General features: G+C 72.1%; 22 protein-coding genes. 14 read left to right on the top strand and 8 right to left on the bottom strand.

Annotation, left to right across the window (positions count from 1 at the left end; translation table 11 throughout):
• Positions 1-499 precede the first annotated feature (499 nt).
• Positions 500-1264 carry a DUF5707 domain-containing protein gene (locus ACZ7OY_RS19250; RefSeq protein ID WP_471912425.1) on the top strand — a complete coding sequence of 255 codons (765 nt, stop codon included), beginning with the start codon at positions 500-502 and terminating at the stop codon, positions 1262-1264.
• A 153-nt stretch (positions 1265-1417) separates the two neighbouring features.
• On the opposite strand, the gene ACZ7OY_RS19245 is transcribed toward ACZ7OY_RS19250, so the two are convergent.
• Positions 1418-3094: a hypothetical protein gene (locus tag ACZ7OY_RS19245; protein ID WP_471912424.1), complete on the bottom strand. Its 1677-nt coding sequence runs from the start codon at positions 3092-3094 to the stop codon at positions 1418-1420.
• Positions 3095-3246: 152 nt separating this feature from the next.
• Positions 3247-3951: a PH domain-containing protein gene (locus ACZ7OY_RS19240; protein ID WP_471912423.1), complete on the bottom strand. Its 705-nt coding sequence runs from the start codon at positions 3949-3951 to the stop codon at positions 3247-3249.
• Between the two features lie 162 nt (positions 3952-4113).
• On the opposite strand from ACZ7OY_RS19240, the gene deoC reads away from it, so the two are divergent.
• Genes deoC through ACZ7OY_RS19225 form a run of 3 tightly spaced genes read left to right on the top strand, consistent with a single transcriptional unit; the run spans position 4114 to position 7410 of the window.
• Positions 4114-5067, top strand: a complete 954-nt coding sequence (gene deoC, locus ACZ7OY_RS19235; protein WP_351615093.1) for a deoxyribose-phosphate aldolase — start codon at positions 4114-4116, stop codon at positions 5065-5067.
• A gap of 5 nt (positions 5068-5072) precedes the next feature.
• A complete protein-coding gene (locus ACZ7OY_RS19230; protein WP_471912422.1) occupies positions 5073-6509 on the top strand; it encodes an aldehyde dehydrogenase family protein in 1437 nt (478 codons plus the stop codon).
• Positions 6502-7410 carry an aldehyde dehydrogenase family protein gene (locus tag ACZ7OY_RS19225; protein WP_471912421.1) on the top strand — a complete coding sequence of 303 codons (909 nt, stop codon included), beginning with the start codon at positions 6502-6504 and terminating at the stop codon, positions 7408-7410. Before ACZ7OY_RS19230 ends, ACZ7OY_RS19225 begins: the two co-directional genes overlap by 8 nt.
• Before the next feature lie 93 nt (positions 7411-7503).
• Here the strand turns inward: ACZ7OY_RS19225 and ACZ7OY_RS19220 are convergent, their stop codons facing one another.
• Positions 7504-7908 (bottom strand): hypothetical protein, encoded by a 405-nt coding sequence (locus tag ACZ7OY_RS19220; RefSeq protein WP_471912458.1) that lies wholly within the window; start codon positions 7906-7908, stop codon positions 7504-7506.
• 128 nt (positions 7909-8036) lie between these two features.
• Between ACZ7OY_RS19220 and ACZ7OY_RS19215 the strand changes: the two genes are divergently transcribed.
• Positions 8037-8672: a uridine kinase family protein gene (locus tag ACZ7OY_RS19215; RefSeq protein ID WP_471912420.1), complete on the top strand. Its 636-nt coding sequence runs from the start codon at positions 8037-8039 to the stop codon at positions 8670-8672.
• Between the two features lie 223 nt (positions 8673-8895).
• Here ACZ7OY_RS19215 and ACZ7OY_RS19210 read toward each other — a convergent pair whose 3' ends face one another.
• A complete protein-coding gene (locus ACZ7OY_RS19210) occupies positions 8896-9651 on the bottom strand; it encodes a SigE family RNA polymerase sigma factor (protein ID WP_471912419.1) in 756 nt (251 codons plus the stop codon).
• A gap of 271 nt (positions 9652-9922) precedes the next feature.
• Here ACZ7OY_RS19210 and afsQ1 point away from each other — a divergent pair, with 271 nt between their 5' ends.
• The 5 genes from afsQ1 (at position 9923) to ACZ7OY_RS19185 (ending at position 13834) form a co-directional block, all read left to right on the top strand.
• Positions 9923-10600 carry a two-component system response regulator AfsQ1 gene (afsQ1, locus tag ACZ7OY_RS19205; protein WP_338017866.1) on the top strand — a complete coding sequence of 226 codons (678 nt, stop codon included), beginning with the start codon at positions 9923-9925 and terminating at the stop codon, positions 10598-10600.
• Positions 10600-12246, top strand: coding sequence for an ATP-binding protein (locus ACZ7OY_RS19200; protein WP_471912418.1), 1647 nt, complete (start codon positions 10600-10602; stop codon positions 12244-12246). Before afsQ1 ends, ACZ7OY_RS19200 begins: the two co-directional genes overlap by 1 nt.
• Positions 12243-12872 (top strand): hypothetical protein, encoded by a 630-nt coding sequence (locus tag ACZ7OY_RS19195; protein WP_471912417.1) that lies wholly within the window; start codon positions 12243-12245, stop codon positions 12870-12872. Before ACZ7OY_RS19200 ends, ACZ7OY_RS19195 begins: the two co-directional genes overlap by 4 nt.
• 117 nt (positions 12873-12989) lie before the next feature.
• Complete coding sequence (locus ACZ7OY_RS19190) at positions 12990-13571, top strand: VanZ family protein (RefSeq protein WP_471912416.1); 582 nt, start codon at positions 12990-12992, stop codon at positions 13569-13571.
• Between the two features lie 62 nt (positions 13572-13633).
• On the top strand, positions 13634-13834 hold the full coding sequence (locus tag ACZ7OY_RS19185) for a PspC domain-containing protein (protein ID WP_152895507.1): 201 nt from the start codon (positions 13634-13636) through the stop codon (positions 13832-13834).
• A 105-nt stretch (positions 13835-13939) separates the two neighbouring features.
• Here the strand turns inward: ACZ7OY_RS19185 and ACZ7OY_RS19180 are convergent, their stop codons facing one another.
• Both ACZ7OY_RS19180 and ACZ7OY_RS19175 read right to left on the bottom strand, forming a co-directional pair.
• Complete coding sequence (locus ACZ7OY_RS19180; protein WP_385529486.1) at positions 13940-14293, bottom strand: ATP-binding protein; 354 nt, start codon at positions 14291-14293, stop codon at positions 13940-13942.
• A gap of 142 nt (positions 14294-14435) precedes the next feature.
• Positions 14436-15599: an adenosine deaminase gene (locus ACZ7OY_RS19175; RefSeq protein ID WP_471912415.1), complete on the bottom strand. Its 1164-nt coding sequence runs from the start codon at positions 15597-15599 to the stop codon at positions 14436-14438.
• Between the two features lie 113 nt (positions 15600-15712).
• Here ACZ7OY_RS19175 and ACZ7OY_RS19170 point away from each other — a divergent pair, with 113 nt between their 5' ends.
• Complete coding sequence (locus ACZ7OY_RS19170) at positions 15713-16474, top strand: prolyl oligopeptidase family serine peptidase (RefSeq protein WP_471912414.1); 762 nt, start codon at positions 15713-15715, stop codon at positions 16472-16474.
• 77 nt (positions 16475-16551) lie between these two features.
• Here ACZ7OY_RS19170 and ACZ7OY_RS19165 read toward each other — a convergent pair whose 3' ends face one another.
• Complete coding sequence (locus ACZ7OY_RS19165; RefSeq protein WP_471912413.1) at positions 16552-17523, bottom strand: LysR family transcriptional regulator; 972 nt, start codon at positions 17521-17523, stop codon at positions 16552-16554.
• A gap of 62 nt (positions 17524-17585) precedes the next feature.
• Here ACZ7OY_RS19165 and ACZ7OY_RS19160 point away from each other — a divergent pair, with 62 nt between their 5' ends.
• Both ACZ7OY_RS19160 and ACZ7OY_RS19155 read left to right on the top strand, forming a co-directional pair.
• Positions 17586-18857: an MFS transporter gene (locus tag ACZ7OY_RS19160; RefSeq protein ID WP_384732676.1), complete on the top strand. Its 1272-nt coding sequence runs from the start codon at positions 17586-17588 to the stop codon at positions 18855-18857.
• Positions 18858-18964: 107 nt separating this feature from the next.
• Positions 18965-19981: a sigma-70 family RNA polymerase sigma factor gene (locus ACZ7OY_RS19155; protein ID WP_471912412.1), complete on the top strand. Its 1017-nt coding sequence runs from the start codon at positions 18965-18967 to the stop codon at positions 19979-19981.
• Here the strand turns inward: ACZ7OY_RS19155 and ACZ7OY_RS19150 are convergent.
• Positions 19865-20251, bottom strand: coding sequence for an STAS domain-containing protein (locus ACZ7OY_RS19150; protein WP_471912457.1), 387 nt, complete (start codon positions 20249-20251; stop codon positions 19865-19867). The two genes, ACZ7OY_RS19155 and ACZ7OY_RS19150, sit on opposite strands and share 117 nt — an antisense overlap.
• Before the next feature lie 205 nt (positions 20252-20456).
• Here ACZ7OY_RS19150 and ACZ7OY_RS19145 point away from each other — a divergent pair, with 205 nt between their 5' ends.
• Entirely contained in the window at positions 20457-21377 is a 921-nt protein-coding gene (locus ACZ7OY_RS19145) for an AEC family transporter (protein WP_471912411.1), read from the top strand.
• The last annotated feature ends 5 nt before the right edge of the window (positions 21378-21382 follow it).

The following is a 21382-nucleotide window of genomic DNA, read 5'->3' as shown; positions in this document are numbered from 1 at the left end:
TTCATGCAGCACACGCAGGGTAGTGAGGCGGCAGTGATAAGCGATCGCCGTAGTTAAGTGCCCATCGCACACTTCATGCGAAAGTTGCCCCTCGTTCACAAAGTCGGCCGAGCGGCCACGTCGAACGACATCCGACCCCGCAGCACGTCAAGTGTGCGCAAAAGATGGCGACTTGCACGCAAAGGATTGGCTTTTTCGGAAGCGTCTGGAGCCGGGACCAGCCCCGCCACGACCGTGCTCCGACCGGGCCGCCGCGGGCTCCGGTACGCGTAGGTGGCCGCCAGGTCCGCTGAAATTCGAACCGAATTTTCCCTTCGGTTTTCCACGGAATCGAAACACCGGATATTCGACGGAGTTTCCATTGCCAGGAAATCGGCGAATCTGTTCGCCGTCACCCGGAAACGTTCCTAAATCCGGATGGCATGAGTACGCTGCACACGTCATTTCCGGCCCGTCCGCCACAAATGACGGGCCGCGGCATTCACATTGGGGAATTCGCATGCGCATTAAGTCAGCTGTCGCCGCTGCGTGCGGCGTCGTGGCCCTGTCCGCCCTCGCCGTTCCGTCCGCGCACGCGGACGAGCGCTTCGGCGACACCGACATCACCGGCGTGGTGGTCAACGGCGGCAACCCGGTCGTCGTCGGCACCGGCGCGAGAACGGTCACGGTCGACGTCACCGCGACCGACCCGTCCGGCCTCGACCAGATCAACGCCACCCTCTACCACGGCTCGTACGCCGCCCAGGACAGCACCGTCGCCTCCACCGCGGCCTGCGGCCCGACGACGGCCGTCACCAGCACCTGCACCCTGACCTTCACCCTCACGCCCGGCACCGCCCCGGCCGACGACGCGCTGGCCGGCACCTGGCACGTCAGCGCCTACGCCATCGCCCCCGACAGCGACGCCGTCTTCCTGGACAGCGCGGCCTCCTTCCTGGTGCAGCGCGAGACCCGGCTGACCGTCGACGCCACCCCCGAGCCGGTCCGCTTCGGCCGGAACCTCACCGTGGCGGGCACCGTGCAGCACGCCGGCTGGGCGGCCGGCGCGACTGTCCCCGCCGCGGCCGGCCGGCCCGTGGACCTCCAGTTCCGCCCCGCGGGCAGCAGCTCCTACTGCACCCTCAAGACCGTCACCACCGCCGCCGACGGCACGGTGTCCACCACCGTCCGGGCCTACCTCGACGGCTCCTACCGCTGGTCGTACGCGGGTACGGACGACACCGCGCCCGCGGTCTCCGCGGGCGACTACGTCGACGTGCGCTGACCTGCGCCGACGTCCGGCCGGTCCCGTCCGGCACGTTCCCGCGCCCGCCCGGGGAGGGCGGCCGCCCGGGCGTGCCGGGCGGTGTCCGGTACCCGGGGCGCCGCTCCCGCGCATGCTCCGGGCCCGGGTGCCGCACCCGGTCTCACCGGCCGCTCACCGGCCCTGGAGCCACACCAGAGCGGCCACCACGGCCGTCACCCACAGCACGGCGAACGGCACGGCCAGCGGCCACAGGGGGCGCCCCCGCTCCCGCTCCTCGCTGTCGCCGGTGGGACGCAGGGCGGGATCGGCCTGCATGGCGGAGATCTCGGCGGCCGGGGCGTCGTACGGGTGCGTCAGACCGCGCCTGCGCTGGTACCAGGCCCAGCTGAACGAGGAGACCGCCCAGGACTCGCCGCCACGCCGGCGCAGCTTCAGCTCGAAGGCCTCCCGGCGGGCCGAGCGGACGTCGTCCCAGGGGATGTGGGTGGTCCCGCGCAGACCGTTCAGCCAGAGCCCGGTGCGGTCGGCGGTGATGCGCCAGCACAGCTTCACGGGGATGCGGAACGCGCCGTACAGGCCGAGGAGGGCGCAGAGGATCTGCTGCCAGAGCTCGTTGTCGCGGTCGGTGAACTCCGTCAGGCACAGCATGACGCCCGCGAGCACCATCAGGCACACGGACAGCCGGTCCAGCACGCCCGCACGCCAGCTCCGTACCGGCGCCGTCTTCGTCAGGCGGGCGGCCGCCACCAGGCCGCGGTGCCGCTCGTCGTCCGCCGCGGTCCAGGCGGCCTGCCGCCTCGCCACCCGGAGCCGCCACCGCACTCCGGCCTCCGACACCGGTCGTACGGGCCCGGTCGACCGTTCCGCCACCGGCGGGTCGCCCGGCTTCTGCGCGGCGCTGACGAGCACGACCTCGGCACCGTCGTACGGCGCCCCGTACAGGACGGCCTCGCGCAGCGGCTTGGGCCGCCGCTTGTCGTCGAGCTGCTCGAAGAAGGCGTCCAGCTCGGCCTCGCCGTCGTCCGTGCCGCCGTCCTCCTCGACGTCCAGCAGGATCGTGGCGACGGTGAACAGCGGTCGCAGGCCCGCCACGTCGTCCGCCGCGTAGACCTCCGCGTCGACGCGCCGGTCCTCGCGCACCAGTACGCGCAGGACGGGCGCGGGCGCGGCACGCAGCGCGACGGCCCGCCGCCGGCCCAGTACCCCGGAGAGCAGCGCGGTGAGGCCGAGCCCGGACACGAAGAACCCCGTGGTGGTCACCCCCTGGCGGTCCAGCTCCGCCTCCCACAGCCCGGTGGCCCCGGGCAGCGCCGAGCCCGCCAGACCCGCCAGGACCAGGACGATCCCGAGCCCGGACAGCAGCCGGCCGCGCCCGAGGCTCCGTTCCGTGTCCGGCAGGGGCGCGGTCACCCCACCGGCGGCGGTCAGGGCCGTCTCCCGCTGCCGCTGCCGGGCCCGCAGCCGCAGCAGGCAGACGGTCAGGGACACCACGGTCAGCAGCAGCGCACCGGCCAGCACGGGAAGCACCGGCTCGGGACGCACGGCGACGGCCACCAGGGCCAGGACCGGCGCGGACACCCGTACGATCTCGGGCCGCAGCGGCAGCCAGACGAGGTGGAGGGCGGCCGGTGCCGCGAGGTAGGGCGGCACACCGGCCCAGATCAGGCCCAGAGCGGCCAGCACACCCGTCATCCACACCAGCTGGTAGACCGGCAGCCCGGCCCAGCGCACCGGTATCCAGGCCGGTGGCAGTTCCCGCGTCCAGCGGCGGGCCTGTTCCGTGCTCCAGGGCAGGCAGCCGTCGGGTATCGCGGTGGCGGGCAGGGTCCGCCGGACGTCGGTGTTCATCGTTTCCCAGAGACTCGGACCACGGGGGTGGTCGTACGACAGCTCTCGGCTTCGTCTCCGGGTGGGGGAACGGCGGCCGCGACCGAGGCGGGGCGGGGCAGGTGTGCGTGAAGGGGGGAAGCGAGGTGGGGCGGGCGCGGGGCGCCCGTGGCTCACGTGACCGCGAGCAGCACCGCCAGCAGCACCGCGCCGGTCAGCAGCGGCACGATGATCTCGTACGCCCAGCGCGCGGTCACCTCGCCCTGCGAGCCCGCGGCCTTCTCCCGCGCCTTCAGCAGTTCGCGCAGCTCGTCCATGATCTTGTCGGTCTCGGCCCGGGCCGGCCCGAGGTCGGCCGCCGGGCCGTGCGCCGCGCCGCCCGTGGCGTCCATGCCGCCCAGACCGCCCGCCACGCTGCCGCCGAACAGCCCGCCCCGGCGTCCGCCGGACTCCACCCGCGCCTGCGTCCGCAGCGCCCGCTTGCGTGCGCGCAGTGACACGGGCACCGCCCAGAGCTGGTACTTGGCCCCGGCCTCGGTGATCACCTCGTTGGAGTAACCGGAGCGCAGCGAGGCGACCTGGCCCCAGGGCACCACGACGGCACGGAAGGGATTGCGGACGCGCATCCGGTCGTCGTTGGCGAAGACGGCGGGCCGCAGGGTGAAGGCGACCACCAGCGGTACGAAGAGGATCATCGCGGCGAGCGCCAGCCACGGCGTGCTGCCGTGCCCGGTGAAGATCGCGTCGAGGCCGAGCCAGCCGCCGAGCCCGAGCAGCAGCACCCCGCCGGCCAGGCCCGAGGCCGACCGGTAGACACGGTCCCTGGACTCGGGTGCCGAGGGCTGCGGCGCTGGTGACTGGTGCTCCGGGGTCGTCATGGTCCCGATTCTGCACGACGTCCGGGAAGACTCTCCTCCGCGGTACCGCGGGATGCGTCACACCTCGCGCGCCCCGGCCGCCCCACGAGGGGCCGGGCGCCCCGGGAGGACGTTCCGGGGGTGTACAGCCGCTACGCGCGTAGATATGCTCGTCTGGTGACCATGCCCACCTCTGCACCCGCTGCCCTCGCTGACGTCACCGCGTCCGACAGCACGCTGCGCCGCTTCCTCCACGGACTGCCCGGCGTCGACGCGGTCGGCCTGGAGGCGCGCGCCGCCTCGCTCGGCACCCGTTCCATCAAGACCACCGCGAAGGCGTACGCCATCGACCTCGCCATCTCGATGGTCGACCTGACGACGCTGGAAGGCGCGGACACCCCCGGCAAGGTCCGGGCGCTCGGCGCCAAGGCGGTCCATCCCGACCCGACCGACGCCACGACGCCCTCGACCGCGGCCGTCTGCGTCTACCCCGACATGGTGGCCGCCGCGAAGGCGGCCGTGGCCGGCTCGGGCGTGAAGGTCGCCTCGGTCGCCACCGCCTTCCCGGCGGGCCGTGCCGCCCTCGGCGTGAAGCTGGCCGACGTGGCCGACGCCGTCGCCGCGGGCGCCGACGAGATCGACATGGTCATCGACCGCGGGGCGTTCCTCGCGGGCGACTACATGAAGGTGTACGACGAGATCACCGCCGTGAAGGAGGCCTGCGGGACGAGCGCCCGCCTCAAGGTCATCTTCGAGACCGGCGAGCTGTCGACGTACGACAACATCCGCCGCGCCAGCTGGCTCGGCATGCTGGCCGGGGCCGACTTCATCAAGACCTCGACCGGCAAGGTCGCCGTCAACGCGACCCCCGCGAACACCCTGCTGATGCTGGAGGCGGTGCGCGACTTCCGCGCCCAGACCGGCGTCCAGGTCGGCGTGAAGCCGGCCGGCGGCATCCGCACCAGCAAGGACGCGATCAAGTTCCTGGTCCTGGTCAACGAGACCGTCGGCGCGGACTGGCTGGACAACCACTGGTTCCGCTTCGGCGCCTCCTCGCTGCTGAACGACCTGCTGATGCAGCGTCAGAAGCTGGCCACCGGCCGTTACTCCGGCCCCGACTACGTGACGGTGGACTGATCACCATGGCATCCGCATTCGAGTACGCACCGGCCCCCGAGTCCCGCTCGGTCGTCGACATCGCCCCCTCGTACGGCCTGTTCATCGACGGCGAGTTCACCGAGGCGGCCGACGGCAAGGTCTTCAAGACGGTCAGCCCGTCCACCGAGGAGGTCCTCTCCGAGGTGGCGCGGGCCGGCGCGGAGGACGTCGACCGCGCGGTCGCCGCCGCCCGCAAGGCCTTCGCCAAGTGGTCGGCGCTGCCCGGCGCCGAGCGCGCCAAGTACCTGTTCCGGATCGCCCGCATCATCCAGGAGCGCAGCCGCGAGCTGGCGGTCCTGGAGACGCTGGACAACGGAAAGCCCATCAAGGAGACCCGCGACGCCGACCTCCCGCTGGTCGCCGCGCACTTCTTCTACTACGCGGGCTGGGCCGACAAGCTGGACCACGCCGGGTTCGGCGCGAACCCGCGTCCGCTCGGTGTCGCGGGCCAGGTCATCCCGTGGAACTTCCCGCTGCTGATGCTGGCGTGGAAGATCGCCCCGGCGCTGGCGACCGGCAACACGGTCGTCCTCAAGCCCGCCGAGACCACCCCGCTGTCCGCCCTGTTCTTCGCGGACATCTGCCGTCAGGCGGGCCTGCCCAAGGGTGTCGTCAACATCCTTCCGGGGTACGGCGACGCGGGCGCCGCGCTGGTCGCGCACCCGGACGTGAACAAGGTCGCCTTCACCGGCTCGACCGCCGTGGGCAAGGAGATCGCCCGCACGGTCGCCGGCAGCCGCAAGAAGCTCACCCTCGAACTGGGCGGCAAGGGCGCCAACATCGTCTTCGACGACGCCCCGATCGACCAGGCCGTCGAGGGCATCGTCAACGGCATCTTCTTCAACCAGGGCCAGGTCTGCTGCGCGGGCAGCCGGCTGCTGGTCCAGGAGTCGATCCAGGACGAGCTGCTGGACTCCCTCAAGCGCCGGCTGTCGACGCTGCGCCTGGGCGACCCGCTGGACAAGAACACGGACATCGGAGCGATCAACTCCGCCGAGCAGCTGGCCCGTATCACCTCGCTCGTCGAGCAGGGCGAGGCGCAGGGCGCGGAGCGCTGGTCGCCCGCCTGCGAACTGCCCGCCGCCGGCTACTGGTTCGCGCCGACGCTCTTCACGAACGTCACCCAGGCGCACACCATCGCCCGCGACGAGATCTTCGGCCCGGTGCTGTCGGTCCTCAGCTTCCGCACCCCCGACGAGGCCGTGGCCAAGGCCAACAACACGCCGTACGGCCTCTCCGCCGGCATCTGGACGGAGAAGGGCTCGCGGATCCTCGCGGTCGCGAACAAGCTGCGCGCCGGTGTCGTCTGGTCCAACACGTTCAACAAGTTCGACCCGACCTCGCCTTTCGGCGGCTACAAGGAGTCGGGCTTCGGCCGCGAGGGCGGTCGTCACGGCCTGGAGGCGTACCTCGATGTCTGAGAAGACCGAGAAGACCGAGCAGCAGCGGCTGAGCGTCTTCAAGACCTACAAGCTGTACGTCGGCGGGAAGTTCCCGCGTTCCGAGAGCGGCCGGGTGTACGAGGTGAGCGACTCCAAGGGCAACTGGCTGGCCAACGCCCCGCAGTCGTCCCGCAAGGACGCCCGTGACGCGGTCGTCGCCGCCCGCAAGGCGTTCGGCGGCTGGGCGGGCGCGACGGCGTACAACCGCGGCCAGATCCTCTACCGCATCGCGGAGATGCTGGAGGGCCGCCGCGAGCAGTTCGTGCGCGAGGTCGCCGAGGCGGAGGGCCTGTCCAAGGCGAAGGCGTCCGCGGTCGTCGACGCGGCGATCGACCGCTGGGTCTGGTACGCGGGCTGGACCGACAAGATCGCCCAGGTGGTCGGCGGCGGCAACCCGGTGGCGGGGCCGTTCTTCAACCTCTCCTCGCCCGAGCCGACGGGCGTGGTGGCCGTCCTGGCACCCCAGGAGTCGTCCTTCCTGGGCCTGGTCTCGGTGGTCGCCCCGGTCGTCGCGACCGGCAACACGGCCGTCGTGATCACCTCCGAGAAGTCCCCGCTCCCGGCGCTGTCGCTGGGCGAGGTGCTGGCCACCTCCGACCTCCCCGGCGGCGTGGTCAACATCCTCTCGGGCCGTGCGGCGGAGATCGCGCCGTCCCTCGCGGCGCACCAGGACGTCAACGCCATCGACCTCGCGGGCGCGGACGACGTGCTGGCGAAGGAGCTGGAGATCGCGGCGGCGGACAACCTGAAGCGCGTCCTTCGTCCACAGCCTGTGGATTATTCCGCGACGCCCGGCACCGAGCGCATGACGGCCTTCCTGGAGACCAAGACGGTCTGGCATCCGACGGGCTCGCTGGGCGCGTCCGGGTCCGCCTACTGACCCGAGCGCACGCAGCACGCACACAGCCGCGCCCGCCCTCCGTCCGGGGCGGGCGCGGCTGTGTGCGCGCCGGGGTCGGCAGCCGGGCCGGGGTCAGCCTCCGAGCAGCCCCGTCACCTGACCGACGACCGGAATGCCGCCGATCGACCGGGCCTGCGCGACGGGCCCGGTGAGCGCCTTCGAGGACAGCGGCTTGAAGTCCGCGAGCCGGGTGCCGACGCCGTTGTCGAGCGGGTCCACACCGGTGCCGGCGAGCGGGTTGGGCTTGAGGTCGGACAGCGGGCCGGTGACGTACCGCACCGAGCCGAGAAGCCCGTTCAGGCCCGCCTGCGGGTCGACCGGGCCGACCGATCCGGGGTGCGTGCGCGGCGCGCCGAGCACCGGTCCGGAGTCCGCGGCGGCCGCCCCCGCACCCGCGCCGAGAGCCACCCCCGCGGTCGCGAGCGCGACCAGGACGCGCCGGCCGGTCGGGTTCTGGGGGGAGTCGTGTCGGGCCATCACTGCTGCCACCTTCTCGCTGCGTACGGTAATCATGACGTTACGTAGGGTAGTTGAGATGTGATGCGTGCTTCAAAGCCGACCCGCGGGGTCGGCAGCGGCGTCACCATGCCGCAAACTGGTGTTCCGTGAGCATCCATCACCCGTCATCCACCCGTGTCGTACTGCTGTGCGGTCCTTCGGGCTCGGGCAAGTCCCTCGTCGCGGCCCGCTCCGGACTGCCGGTGCTGCGCCTCGACGACTTCTACAAAGAAGCCAACGACCCGACGCTGCCGTTGGTGGCGGGCAGTTCCGACATCGACTGGGACCACCCCGAGTCGTGGGACGCGGAGATCGCGGTCGAGGCCATCGCCCGGCTGTGCGCCACCGGGTCGACGGGCGTGCCGGTGTACGACATCTCGCTGAGCGCCCGCACCGGCGAGGAGACGCTGCACATCGGCCGGACCCCGCTGTTCATCGCGGAGGGCATCTTCGCGGCCGAGATCGTCGAGCGCTGCCGGGAGCTGGGTGTCCTGGCGGACGCCCTGTGCCTGACCCGCGGTCCGCTCACCACGTTCCGCCGCCGCTTCCTGCGCGACCTCGAGGAGGGCCGCAAGTCGGTGCCGTTCCTGCTGCGCCGCGGCTGGCGGCTGATGCGCTCGGAGCGGTCGATCGTCGCCCGTCAGACCTCCCTGGGCGCGTACGCCTGCGACCGGGACGAGGCGCTGACCAGGCTGGCGGCCGCGGCGGTGGGCCGGCAGACGCAGACCCCCGCGGCGGCCTGAACCGGCCGCACGAGAACGCGGAAGCGGGACTGGACGGACCCCCCGGCCCTCCAGTCCCGCTCCCTTTTCGCGCTCTCCCGCGTCCCCCGTTGCGTGTGCGGCAGAGCTCCCCCGTACTTCCCCCGCTTTTCCCGTTACCCCCCGTACTTTCCCCCGTTGTCCCCCCGTACCGTTTCCCGCACCCCCCGATGCGGGCTTCCGGTACCGCTCTCCCCCGTGACCCTCAGGCGACAAGCTCCCCGAAGGCGTTCTCCTCGTCACGGCCGAAGCTGAGGACCTCGTCCTCGCGCAGCCGGCGGAGCGACCGCCAGATGCTGGACTTCACCGTGCCGACACTGATGTCGAGGATCTCCGCGATCTCCGGGTCGGTGCGGCCCTCGTAGTAGCGCAGGACCAGCATCGTCCGCTGGAGTTCGGGCAGCCGGGCGAGCGCCTGCCACAGGACCGCGCGCAGCTCGGTGCCGCGCATCGCGTCCGTGTCGCCGGGCGTCTCCGGCAGCTCCTCGGTCGGGTACTCGTTCAGCTTGCGGCGGCGCCACGCGCTGATGTGCAGGTTGGTCATGGTGCGGCGGAGGTATCCGCCGACCGCGGCCTTGTCACTGATCCGCTCCCAGGCCCGGTAGGTCGAGAACAGCGCGCTCTGGAGCAGGTCCTCGGCCTCGAAGCGGTCACCGGTCAGGTGGTAGGCGGTGGCGTACAGGGAGGCGCGGCGCTCCTGGACGTAGGCGGTGAACTCCGCCTCCGACAGCGAACGACGCTCCCCCGTGTCCTCCCCGTACGTGGCTCCCCCGACCGCGGCGGCGGCCGCCGCGGATTCCCCCGTGCTCGCGTCAACCACCGACATGAATGTGGTGTGCTGACGCCCGGTACCGCGAGCGCACCCCCGCCCGCTCACAGCACCGGACTTCTCGGAACCCCGGGTCACGTCGTGCAGACGCGTGATCACTGCGCTGGTGCTGACGCTGTGCAGCGTGTTCATCTCGCGCCCCCCGTCGTGGACTTCCGGTGTTCGGCTCGGTTCGACGTACTTCCTTGCCGTTGCCGAAAAGCTTGCCGGGGCCACTTCATGGACGTGTCCGCCGACTGTCACAGACCTGTCACAGGGGTCGTCCGCAGGGGCCGCACAGCGCCGTCACAGAGAATCGCGGTACGGCTACCCAGACGTACATACCACATTGATCATTTGCGGTAGATGCATGGGAGCGCTCCAAGTGTCGAAACGCCACCCCGACATGGGCCAGAATGAGCCCGTGCCTTCCCTGTTGCTGATCGAGGACGACGACGCCATCCGGACGGCCCTGGAGCTCTCACTGACGCGCCAGGGACATCGGGTGGCGACCGCTGCCAGCGGTGAGGACGGTCTGAAGCTGCTGCGCGAGCAGCGGCCGGACCTGATCGTGCTGGACGTGATGCTGCCCGGCATCGACGGGTTCGAGGTGTGCCGTCGCATCCGGCGCACCGACCAGCTGCCGATCATCCTGCTGACCGCGCGCAGCGACGACATCGACGTGGTGGTCGGCCTGGAGTCCGGCGCCGACGACTATGTCGTCAAGCCGGTCCAGGGCCGGGTGCTCGACGCCCGGATCCGGGCCGTGCTGCGGCGCGGCGAGCGCGAGGCGAACGACGCGGCGACCTACGGCTCGCTCGTCATCGACCGGGCCGCGATGACCGTCACGAAGAACGGCGAGGACCTCCAACTCACGCCGACCGAGCTGCGGTTGCTGCTCGAACTGAGCCGCCGGCCGGGCCAGGCGCTGTCCCGGCAGCAGCTGCTGCGGCTGGTCTGGGAACACGACTACCTCGGCGACTCGCGGCTCGTGGACGCCTGTGTGCAGCGGCTGCGCGCGAAGGTCGAGGACGTGCCGTCGTCCCCGACCCTGATCCGTACCGTCCGTGGTGTCGGATACCGCCTGGACGCGCCCCAGTAATGACCGACGCGCAAAGGGGTTTCCGCGGCTGGGTCGCGGCACGCAAGGGGGCCTGGTCCCGGCTGCGCTTCACCAGTCTGCGGCTGCGGCTCGTCGTGGTGTTCGGGCTGGTGGCGCTGACCGCCGCCGTGTCCGCGTCCGGGATCGCCTACTGGCTGAACCGCGAGGCGGTGCTGACCCGCACCCAGGACGCGGTGCTGCGCGACTTCCAGCAGGAGATGCAGAACCGCGCGGGGTCGCTGCCGGAGTACCCGACCCAGGACGAACTCCAGTACACCGCCCGGCAGATGGCCAACAGCAGCCAGCGCTTCAGTGTGCTGCTGGTCAGCGAGGACGCGAACGGCACGGCCGTCTACGGCAATTCGGGCGGCCTGAGCGGTCTCGCGCTGCGCGACGTGCCGCTCTCGCTGCGCACCGCCGTGAACCGGGAGCAGGACATCACGGCCGCCAACTCGTCGCCGTACCACCTGTACTGGCAGCGGATCGTCGACGACGGCACGCCGTATCTCGTCGCCGGCACACGGGTGATCGGCGGCGGCCCGACCGGCTACATGCTGAAGTCGCTGGAGCCGGAGGCCAAGGACCTCAACTCGCTGGCCTGGTCGCTGGGTATCGCCACCGGTCTCGCGCTGATCGGCGCCGCGCTGCTCGCCCAGGCCGCCGCCACGACCGTGCTGAAGCCGGTGCACCGGCTCGGGGTCGCCGCGCGTCGGCTCGGCGAGGGCCGTCTGGACACCCGGCTGCGGGTGTCGGGCACCGACGAACTCGCGGACCTGTCCCGGACGTTCAACAGCACCGCGCAGGCGCTGGAGAAACGTGTCGCCGACATGGCCGCCCGCGACGAGGCGTCCCGCCGGTTCGTCGCCGACATGTCCCACGAACTGCGGACGCCGCTGACCGCCATCACCACCATCACCGAGGTGCTGGAGGAGGAGCTCGACGCGGAGACCGGAAGCGTCGACCCGATGATCGAGCCGGCCGTGCGGCTCGTCGTGAGCGAGACCCGGCGCCTGAACGATCTCGTCGAGAACCTGATGGAGGTCACCCGCTTCGACGCGGGCACCGCCCGGCTGGTCCTCGACGACGTCGACATCGCCGACCAGATCACCTCCTGCATCGACGCCCGTGCCTGGCTGGACGCGGTGGAACTGGACGCCGAGCGCGGCATCCACGCCCGTATCGACCCGCGCCGGCTGGACGTGATCCTGGCCAACCTCATCGGCAACGCGCTCAAGCACGGCGGCTCCCCGGTGCGGGTGTCGGTGCGGGCGACCGGCGGGAGCGGGAGCGCGGAGGGGACCGGCGGCGCGGACGAGCCGGGCGTGCCCGCGGGCGGCGACGGCGCCACGGCCGGCGGCGAGCTCGTGATCAGCGTGCGCGACCACGGCCCCGGCATCCCCGAGGACGTCCTGCCGCATGTCTTCGACCGGTTCTACAAGGCCAGTGCCTCCCGGCCGCGTTCCGAGGGCAGCGGACTGGGGCTGTCCATCGCCCTGGAGAACGCGCACATCCACGGCGGCCGGATCACCGCCGCCAACTCCCCGGAGGGCGGAGCGGTGTTCACGCTGCGGCTGCCGCGGGACACGTACGAGCCGGCGCCGGAGGCCGAGAAGGACGGCACGGGCCCGAAGGGGGACGCCTCATGACCGTACGCCCGACCGTACGGGCCGTGGGCCGGCTGCTGGCGCTGCCCGCCCTGGCCTTGGCGCTCGCCGGGTGCGGGATCCGGTCCACGGAGGTGCCGACCGACTTCGGCCCCGCGCCCTCCCGGGTGCGCTGCGCGCTGTCCGAGCCGGACGTCGCGACACAGTCCTCGCCCGGCGTCCCGGTCCAGGTGTTCCTGCTGTGCGGGTCGTCGCTGGTGGCCGTCGACCGCTCGGTGAAGGTCCCGGAGGGCACGGCGGACTCCGAGCGCCGGGTGCTGGTCGCGCAGGGGCTGGTGGACCAGCTCGCCCAGACGCCGTCGTCCGCCGAGAAGGCGGCCGGGTACACCACGGACGTGCGCGGCGGGATGTCGGTGCACGGTCCCACCCCGAAGGACCCGGACGACGCCCTGCGGCTGAGCACCCCGCCCGGGGACCTCACCTCCTACGCCCTCGCCCAGCTGGTCTGCACGTTCTCCGACTCGGCGGCGGCCGAGGGCGACGGCTCGGTGATCCTCGGCGGACCGATCCGCGACGGTGAGCCGCTGCGCCGCTACGCGTGCACGGACGAGGTCCGCGCCCGGCCGGGCCTCAAGGAGCCGCCGTCGTCCGAGGTGACCGGCGGCTAGGGTCCGTCCGGCGGATCAAGCCGCAGGAGAGCAGCGATGCCGGATCGGCCCAGCCCTCTTCCGGGTGGTGGACGGTGTCCCGGAACCGATCGTGCCGGGGGACGCGTCTTGGGGGGCGTGCAGCGTCAAGGCTCGGTCGGCGGCAACGCCGCGTTCCGCATACGGGTGGCAGGGGGCGTCCTCCTTGCCGCACACCTCGCGTTCGTCGCCTGGTTCACGCTGCGCCCGCTCGACGTCCCCTGGGTGATGCCCGCCAATCTGCGGCCGTTCGCCGGTATCCGCACCGACCTGTCGCTGGGCCCGCAGGTGGCGGCCCGGCGGATCGGCGAGGGACTGGCTCTGCTCGCCCCGCTCGGGGTCCTGCTGCCGCTCGCGCACGGCCGGCTCGCCGTGTCCCCGCTGGCGTCCCTGCTGCGCACGGTCGCCGCCGCGGCCCTGTTGTCGCTGGGCATCGAACTGCTCCAGACCGGTGTGCCCGGCCGGGTCGTGGACGTCGACTCGCTGATCCTGAACACCGTGGGCGTGGCTCTCGCGCACGCGGCGGTCGTACCCGCGGCACGCTCCTGGCTCCGCCGCAGGACGGAGCGCCGGCAGCGGGCGGACGTCCGCAGGCAGGACGCGGCTCAGGGTCGGACCCCGACGATTCCCAGGGTCGGGATCGCACCGTGGAGCGACGTTCGCTCCAGTTCGTCCCCGTAGCGTCGAAGGCAGTCGAGGCAGCCGTCCGGCAGCCTCGGACCGACGCTCACGAAGGAGCCGACATGACCGCCCTTGCCCGCCCCACCCACGGTCGCGTGCTCGGCGGAGTGTGCGCAGCGCTGGCACGGCGCTTCGGCACCTCCGCGACGACGATGCGGGTGATCTTCCTGGTCTCGTGTCTGCTGCCGGGGCCGCAGTTCCTGCTCTACCTCGCGCTGTGGATCCTGCTGCCGGCCGAGGACAAGGCGCGCACCGCCTGGTGACCCGGTGCGCCCGGCCGGGCGCCGCGCGGGCAGGAACTCGTCCACGGACGTCGTCGGGCGCACCCGGATCCACCGGGTGCGCCCCGTTCCGTGTGTGCGCCGGTCTCAGCCGAGCGGAATGCCGTTCACCGGCAGGCCGTGGGTGGGCAGGCCCTGCAGGGGCAGTCCGCCGAGCAGACCGGCGACCGGCGCGGTCGGGCCCTGGGCGAGCACCCGCGTGACGGCCGGCTGGGCCGCGGACAGGCCCGCCTGGAGGGCAGGCTTCGCCTGGGTCAGCGCCTCACCGGCCCCCGGCAGCGTCTTGCCCACGTTCTCCGTCGGCAGCGTCCTCGTCACGGTGTCCAGGGCCTGGGAGGCGTCCGGAAGGGCCGGAGCGGCGTTCGCGGCGCCCGCGCCGACTGCGGCGAAGGCGGCACCGAGGGCGGCGACGCCGAGGGTCTTGGCAGCAGACTGCTTCATGGTGTGTGCGTCCTCGAAATGGGGTGGACAACGATGTGAGCGGTCCACGACCGTAATCACGCTCCGCCACCGGCCGCAAACACCGAAATGCGGACGGTCGATGAAAGACCGTCCGCATTCCGTTCTCCCCGGCGCCCCTGCCTCAGGCCTCCGTGGCCACAGAATCGCTGGTGGAGGCCGTCTGCTGGAACAGCCATTCGGACTTCAGTTCCGCGTATCCGGGCTTGACGACGTCATTGATCATCGCCAGTCGTTCATCGAAAGGAATGAACGCTGATTTCATCGCATTGACGGAGAACCACTGGAGGTCGTCGAGCGTGTAGCCGAAGGCCTCGACCAGGTGCTCGAACTCCCGGCTCATGCTCGTGTGGGACATCAGCCGGTTGTCCGTGTTGACCGTCGCCCGGAAGTGCAGCCGGCGCAGCAGCCCGATCGGATGCTCCGCGTACGAGGCCGCCGCCCCGGTCTGGAGGTTGGAACTGGGGCACAGCTCCAGCGGGATGCGCTTGTCCCGCACATAGGAGGCGAGGCGCCCGAGCCTGACGCTCCCGTCGTCCTTGACCTCGATGTCGTCGATGATGCGCACCCCGTGCCCCAGCCGGTCGGCGCCGCACCACTGGAGGGCCTGCCAGATGGAGGGCAGTCCGAAAGCCTCACCGGCGTGGATGGTGAAGTGATTGTTCTCGCGTTTGAGGTACTCGAAGGCGTCGAGGTGCCGGGTGGGCGGGAAGCCGGCCTCGGCACCCGCGATGTCGAACCCGACCACGCCCAGGTCACGGTAGCGGTTGGCGAGTTCGGCGATCTCCAGGGAACGGGCCGCGTGCCGCATGGCGGTGAGCAGGGCGCCGACCCGGATGCGGTGGCCCTTGGCCCGGGCGGTCCGCTCCCCTTGCCGGAAGCCCTCGTTGACGGCCTCCACGACCTGTTCGAGGGTCAGTCCGCCTTCGAGGTGCTGCTCGGGGGCGTAGCGCACCTCGGCGTAGACGACGCCGTCCTCGGCCAGGTCCTCGGCGCACTCGGCGGCGACCCTGACCAGCGCCTCACGGCTCTGCATGACGCCCACGGTGTGCGAGAAGGTCTCCAGATACCGCTCCAGGGAACCGGAGTCGGCGGCCTCCCGGAACCAGATGCCCAGCTTTTCGGGGTCGGTCTCGGGGAGTTGGGACCAGCCCGCGGCACGGGCGAGGTCGATGACGGTCCCGGGACGCAGACCGCCGTCGAGGTGGTCGTGCAGCAGAACCTTGGGCGCCCGGCGGATCTGGTCCGAGCTCGGGGTGGTGCCGATCCGGTCAGTCTGGCTCGTCATTTCCGCACCTTAACTCCTACGCGCGTAGATCAACGGCGGCTCACCCGCGCCGATACGCAACGGTGACCGCACGGACCGGTGGCGTACACCGCGCCTTCTGACACTGTTCTGTCATGGCACAGCAAGCGACACCGGTCCGCACGCCCCGGCTGGGGCGTTCACTCGGTCAGGAGACGACTTCGGTGAGCGGGGTGGTGCTGCTGCTGCCCGGCGGCGAGGAGACCTCCTCACGAAGACCCTCACCCATGCTCGCGGCCGCCTCCGTAAGGGCGTTGGGGCGCCGCCTGGCCCGCGCGGGCCGGGACGAGGGCCTGGCCGCGCACGTCGTCCACTACCGCTGGCGCGGCTGGAACGGGAGCGAGGCGCATCTGGCGCGCGACGCCGCCTGGGCCGCGGACGAGGCCGTACGGCGCTACGGGGACGTCTCCGTCTGCCTCGTCGGCGTCGACATGGGGGGCCGGGCCGCGCTGCACGCGGGCGGCCACGAGGCCGTCAACTCCGTGCTGGCCATCGCCCCTTGGCTGCCCGAGGAGGACGCCGCAGCGACACCCGAACCGGTGAAACAGCTCGTCGGGCGCCGGGTGATGATCGTGCACGGCACGAACGACGAACGCACCGACCCCGAGCTCTCCTTCCGGCTGGCGGCGCGGGCCAAGAAGGCGAACCGGGACGTGTGCCGGTTCGAAGTGCACGCGGACGGGCACGGGTTGCACCAGTACCGGGAGGAAGTGCACGCGCTGGCGGAGGACTTCGTCATGGGGACACTCTTCGGGCGGACGTTCTCCCGGCCGGTCGAGGACGCCCTGGCGGCCCCGCCCCCGCTGGGGCTGCGGATGCCGCTGGCCGCCGGGTTCGGCAGGTCGCTGCGCCGCTGAGACGGCACCGCCGCACCCGGGCCGGCCCTGCGACGGGAGGCGGCCGCCGGGCGTCGGCCGCCGGGCATGGGATGCGATCAGGTGGGGAGCAGGTTGCCGCGCCGGGAGAGCAGGAACTTCTTGAAGGCGGCCACCGGCGCGGTGTCCGGATGGCCGTCCAGCCAGGCCACGCCGATCTCGCGGACCGCGCGTGGGGCGGTCACCGTCAGCTCCACCACCCCCGGGCGCGCGACGGCGGGCGGCGGCAGCAGCGCGACCCCCAGACCCGCCGCGACCAGACCCCGCAGCGTCTCCGCCTCCTCCCCCTCGAACGCGACCCGGGGCTTGAACCCGGCCTCCTGACAGAGGTCGTCGGTGATGCGGCGCAGGCCGTAGCCGGGTTCGAGCGTGACGAAGGTGTCCTCGGCGGCCTCGGCGAGGCGGATCCGGCGACGGGACGCCAGCCGGTGGTCGGCGGGCACGACCAGGCGCAGCTTCTGTTCGTCGAGGCGAAGGGCCACCAGGTCGGGCGCGTCCGGCACGGGCGAGGTCAGACACAGGTCCAGTTCGCCCGCGCGCAGCTTCTCCAGCATCGCCTCGCCGTAGTTCTGGACGAGGCTGAAGCGGACCCGGGGGTGATCGGCGCGGAAGGCGTGCAGCAGTCCCGGCACCGTCTCCGCGCCCATGGTGTGCAGAAAGCCGAAGGCGACCTTGCCGGTGGCGGGGTCGGCATCCGCGCGGACCTCGTCGGCGGCGCGCTCGACCTCGGCCAGGGCGCGTTCCACGGAGGCGAGGAAGGTGCGTCCGGCGGGGGTGAGGGAGACCGTACGGCCGCGGCGGGCGAACAGTTCCACCCCCAGGTCCTGTTCGAGCCGGACCATGGCCCGGGACAGGGTGGACTGCGGTACCTGCATCTCCTGGGCGGCGCGGGTGACGTGCTCGGTGCGGGCCACGCCGGCGAAATGGACCAGGCGCGGGGCGAGCAACGCGACGATGGCGTCCCTGTCTCCCCTGTCTTTTGTGTCACTGCTCGGTGACAGTCGCCCCTGTGACCTCTGCTCATGCACCATGGGAACGATTATGGCGATTCCGTGCATTGGACGGATGAAAAAGGGGTGCCTAGGTTCGAGGTATGTCTCCCGCCAGTACCGGGGCGTCCACCACCGTGGCCGCCGTCGCACCCGTCTCCGTCCCCGACTCGCGCATGGCTCCCGGCAGCCCCGGCTACCGCCGGATGAGCCTCGCGCTCTTCCTCGCGGGCGTCGCCACCTTCGCTCTCCTGTACTGCACCCAGGCCCTGCTGCCGCTGATCTCCGGCGAGTTCGCCGCCACGGCGAGCCAGGCGAGCTGGACGGTGGCCGCGGCCACCGGCGGGCTCGCGCTGTTCGTGCTGCCGATGAGCGCCCTGTCCGAGCGGTTCGGCCGCCGTACGGTGATGACGGCCTCGCTCACGGTCGCGGTGACGGTCGGGATCCTGGTCCCCTTCGCCCCCTCGCTGGGCTGGCTGGTGGTGCTGCGCGGACTCCAGGGCGCGGCACTGGCCGGACTCCCGGCGTCGGCGACGGCGTACCTGGCGGAGGAGGTGCGCCCCCGGGCCCTGGTCACCGCGATCGGTCTGTTCGTCGCGGGCAACAGCGTCGGCGGGATGAGCGGCCGGGTGATCACCGGCTGGGTCGCGCAGGAGTGGGGCTGGCGGGTCGCGGTCGGCGCGGTCGGCGTCCTCGCGGTGGGCTGCGCGGTGGCCTTCCGGCTGCTGCTGCCCGCCCCGCGGCACTTCACGCCGGGCTCGCTGCGCCCGCGTCTGCTGCTGGGCACGGTCCGCGACCACCTGGCCAACCCGCTGCTGCGCCGCCTGTACGCGATCGGCGCGCTGTTCATGACGGTCTTCGGCGGTGTGTACACGGTCATCGGCTACCGCCTGACCGAGGCCCCCTTCTCGCTCCCGCAGGGCATCGTCGGCTCGATCTTCCTGGTCTACCTGGTCGGCACGGTGTCGGCGTCGACGGCGGGCCGTCTGGTCGGCCGCCTGGGCCGGCGCGGCGCCCTGTACCTGGCCGCGGGCACCACGGCGGCGGGTCTGCTGCTGACCCTGGCCGGCACGCTCCCGCTGGTCCTGGCGGGCCTGGTGCTGATCACGACGGGCTTCTTCGCCGGTCACGCGGTGGCGTCCTCGGCGGTCAGCAGCACGGCCACCACCGGCCGCGCCCAGGCCTCGGCCCTCTACCAGTCCGCCTACTACGTCGGCTCCAGCGCGGGCAGCATGGCCGGCGCCGCGGCCTACCACGCGGGCGGCTGGGCCGCGACCGTCGGCGTCGGCGTCCTGGCCGTGCTCGGCGTCGTGACGATCACGCTCCTCGGCACCCGGGCGGCCCGCGCCTCCGCCCTTCGGGCACGGCTGGCCTGACCAGGGCTTTTGTCCGGTCCAGGGACCTTTGTCAGTGGGGTGCGATAGCTTCCGGAGTGCTGGGGCGCGCAGGCGCGCGACAGAACGGCCACAGGGGTGGGTGGACCATGAGTGACGGCACGGCTACGGCAGAGAACCTCGACGTCCGGCTGGAGAAGCACCGCACCGAGCTGACGGGCTACTGCTACCGCATGCTGGGCTCCGCCTTCGAGGCCGAGGACGCGGTGCAGGACACGATGGTCCGCGCCTGGCGCAGCTACGCGAAGTTCGAGGGCCGCTCCAGCCTCCGCTCCTGGCTGTACCGCATCGCGACCAACGTCTGCCTGGACATGCTGGCCGCGGGCAACAAGCGCGCCCGCCCCATGGACCTGACGCAGTCGACGCCGCTGGCCCGGGCGGCGCTCTCGCCCCGCCCGGACCACACCTGGCTGGAGCCGATGCCGGACGCCCGGGTGCTGCCTGCGGTCCAGGACCCGGCGGAGGCGGCGGTGGCGAAGGAGTCGGTGCGGCTCGCCTTCATGGCGGCCCTGCAGAACCTCCCGCCGAAGCAGCGGGCGGTGCTGATCCTGCGCGAGGTGCTGGCCTGGCGGGCGAACGAGGTCGCCGAACTGCTCGACACCACGGTCGCCTCGGTCAACAGCGCGTTGCAAAGGGCCCGCGCGACGCTCGCCGAGCGCGAGCAGTCAGGCGCGGACGCGGCCGTCTCCGACCCGCTGGACGAGGAGCAGCAGAAACTCCTGGAGCGCTATGTGGCGGCCTTCGAGGGGTACGACATGACGGCGCTGACCGCCCTGCTGCACGAGGACGCCATCATGACGATGCCGCCGTTCGACCTGTGGCTGACCGGGCACGACGACATCACGGGCTTCATGACGACCCTCGGCGCGTCCTGCGCGGGTTCACGGCTGCTGCCGGTCGAGGTGAACGGCCTGCCGGGCTTCGCCCACTACAAGCCGGACCCCGAGGCCGGCGGGTTCACGCCCTGGTCGATCCAGGTCCTGGAGATCTCAGACGGCCGGCTCACCGGGTTCCACTTCTTCCTCGACACGAAGCGGTGGTTCCCGCTGTTCGGCCTTCCCCTCCACCTCGAACCGGAGACCGACCAGGTCCAGGAGGGCGCGTAGCTCCGGATCGGGGGCACGCAGCCTGATGCGGCCCCCGGCCCGCCGGGCGGCCAGTTCCAGCCGCGCCAGCAGGTCCACCGCGCCAAGACCGGGTGCATCCAGCCCGCCGACGTCGACCACGGCGACCCGGGTCGGACAGGCCCGCACAGCCGCCCGTACGTCCTCGCACAGCCCCGCCACGCCCTCCCGGGTGACGGGGCCGGCCGGCACGAGTACAGCGGGTGTCATGGCGTCCACGTGCGGTAGACCGGGCGGCGGGCCGTAACTCATCGCGTCGTACCGCGCCCGGCCGTGCCTCGCCGTACGGATCACATTGACCTTGTGGAGGCCGCCACCGGAGAGTTCGCTGTATGCCCCACATATCGTCTCGGCCCACACCGTCCACGCAGCCCGCACCACCCGTTCCCCACTCCCCTCTCTCGCCCTCGTCGCCCGCCCGGCCGTCGTCCGTGGCAGGGTCCGTCGAGGGGGTCCCGTGCAGGGGGTGCTGAGCGGTTTCGCGGTCATCGCGATCGTCATCTGCGTCGGCTACGTCCTGGGGCGGGGCGGTCATCTCGGGGAGCACGGCCGCGAGGTGCTGACCAAGCTGGCCTTCCACGTGGCGTCCCCGGCCCTGCTGTTCACCATGCTCGCCCGCGCCGACCTGTCGGTGATCTTCTCCAGCAGGCTCCTGGTCACGGCGCTGAGCACGGCCGCGGTGGCCGGTGTCTTCGTCGCGGTGGGCGTCGTACGCCGCTGGGGCGTCGGCACGACGACGATCGGCGCGCTGTGCTCCAGCTACGTCAACTCCGGCAACCTGGGCATCCCCATCGCCGTGTACGTGCTGGGCGACGCCTCACTGGTGGCACCGGTGCTGCTGTTCCAGCTGATCGGTGTCACGCCCGTCGCGCTGACGATCCTGGACCTGTCGGGCGGGGGCGCCAAGGGCCCGCTGTGGCAACGGCTGCTCACCCCGCTGCGCAATCCGATCGCGGTCGGCTCGCTCGCCGGGGTCACCGTCTCGGCGACCGGGCTGAGCATCCCCGGCCCGGTGATGGACCCGCTCACCCTGATCGGCAACATGTCGGTGCCCGCGGTCCTGCTCGCCTTCGGCATCTCGCTGTGCGGCAGCACCCTGCCGGGCCGGGGTCCCGACCGGTTCCCGGTGCTGCTGTCGGTCGCGCTGAAGTCGGTGGGTCAGCCGGCCGCGGCCTGGGCGCTGGCCTCGGGCGTCTTCGGTCTGCACGGAGCGCGACTGCTCGACGTGGTGGTGACCTCGGCCCTCCCGGCCGCCCAGAACCTCTACACCTACGCCTCCAGCTACGGCGTGGGCGAGCGCCTGGCCCGGGACTCGATCCTGCTGTCGACGATGCTGTCGGTGCCGGTCCTGGTGGCCGTGGCGGCGCTGCTGGGGTGACGGGA

The organism is Streptomyces sp. NPDC107559, from assembly GCF_055657365.1.
The sequence above is the reverse complement of the archived record's forward strand: the minus strand, read 5'-3'. Positions and strand labels throughout refer to the sequence as shown.

Coding starts and splice junctions, on each gene's coding strand:
- ACZ7OY_RS19250 (WP_471912425.1), top strand. CDS start 500: ATGCGCATTAAGTCAGCTGTCGCCGCTGCGTGCGGCGTCGTGGCCCTG.
- ACZ7OY_RS19245 (WP_471912424.1), bottom strand. CDS start 3,094: ATGAACACCGACGTCCGGCGGACCCTGCCCGCCACCGCGATACCCGAC.
- ACZ7OY_RS19240 (WP_471912423.1), bottom strand. CDS start 3,951: ATGACGACCCCGGAGCACCAGTCACCAGCGCCGCAGCCCTCGGCACCC.
- deoC (WP_351615093.1), top strand. CDS start 4,114: ATGCCCACCTCTGCACCCGCTGCCCTCGCTGACGTCACCGCGTCCGAC.
- ACZ7OY_RS19230 (WP_471912422.1), top strand. CDS start 5,073: ATGGCATCCGCATTCGAGTACGCACCGGCCCCCGAGTCCCGCTCGGTC.
- ACZ7OY_RS19225 (WP_471912421.1), top strand. CDS start 6,502: ATGTCTGAGAAGACCGAGAAGACCGAGCAGCAGCGGCTGAGCGTCTTC.
- ACZ7OY_RS19220 (WP_471912458.1), bottom strand. CDS start 7,908: ATGGCCCGACACGACTCCCCCCAGAACCCGACCGGCCGGCGCGTCCTG.
- ACZ7OY_RS19210 (WP_471912419.1), bottom strand. CDS start 9,651: ATGAACACGCTGCACAGCGTCAGCACCAGCGCAGTGATCACGCGTCTG.
- ACZ7OY_RS19200 (WP_471912418.1), top strand. CDS start 10,600: ATGACCGACGCGCAAAGGGGTTTCCGCGGCTGGGTCGCGGCACGCAAG.
- ACZ7OY_RS19195 (WP_471912417.1), top strand. CDS start 12,243: ATGACCGTACGCCCGACCGTACGGGCCGTGGGCCGGCTGCTGGCGCTG.
- ACZ7OY_RS19185 (WP_152895507.1), top strand. CDS start 13,634: ATGACCGCCCTTGCCCGCCCCACCCACGGTCGCGTGCTCGGCGGAGTG.
- ACZ7OY_RS19180 (WP_385529486.1), bottom strand. CDS start 14,293: ATGAAGCAGTCTGCTGCCAAGACCCTCGGCGTCGCCGCCCTCGGTGCC.
- ACZ7OY_RS19175 (WP_471912415.1), bottom strand. CDS start 15,599: ATGACGAGCCAGACTGACCGGATCGGCACCACCCCGAGCTCGGACCAG.
- ACZ7OY_RS19170 (WP_471912414.1), top strand. CDS start 15,713: ATGGCACAGCAAGCGACACCGGTCCGCACGCCCCGGCTGGGGCGTTCA.
- ACZ7OY_RS19165 (WP_471912413.1), bottom strand. CDS start 17,523: ATGGTGCATGAGCAGAGGTCACAGGGGCGACTGTCACCGAGCAGTGAC.
- ACZ7OY_RS19160 (WP_384732676.1), top strand. CDS start 17,586: ATGTCTCCCGCCAGTACCGGGGCGTCCACCACCGTGGCCGCCGTCGCA.
- ACZ7OY_RS19155 (WP_471912412.1), top strand. CDS start 18,965: ATGAGTGACGGCACGGCTACGGCAGAGAACCTCGACGTCCGGCTGGAG.
- ACZ7OY_RS19150 (WP_471912457.1), bottom strand. CDS start 20,251: ATGAGTTACGGCCCGCCGCCCGGTCTACCGCACGTGGACGCCATGACA.